Annotated in this window: 1 protein-coding gene; it reads left to right on the top strand. The window is 46.6% G+C overall.

The window, feature by feature from the left end; translation table 11 throughout:
• The coding region (locus KVT27_RS26055; protein WP_369009678.1) for a LysR substrate-binding domain-containing protein at positions 1–238 on the top strand (238 nt) is incomplete at both ends.

The following is a 238-nucleotide window of genomic DNA, read 5'->3' as shown; positions in this document are numbered from 1 at the left end:
TAGAGATGCAGATGGATCAAAGAAACATCGATTTTGGGGTCACTGTGTTACCGGTGAACACCAGGCTGTATGGAACGGTTCCCTTGTTATCTGAAGGGCTGGTTGTCATTGCAAGCAATCATCACTGGCTTGCCGATAGAGATTCCGTCACTTTAGTCGAATTAAAGAATGAGCCGTTTATTCTGTTCACCAAGGAATTCGCCCTGCATGACGTTGTATGGCAAGCATGCTTGCAGGC

It is taken from the genome of Lysinibacillus sp. GbtcB16, from assembly GCF_019091145.1.
Taxonomy (GTDB): Bacteria; Bacillota; Bacilli; order Bacillales_A; family Planococcaceae; genus Lysinibacillus; species Lysinibacillus fusiformis.
This window is presented reverse-complemented; position numbering and strand designations above follow the sequence as displayed.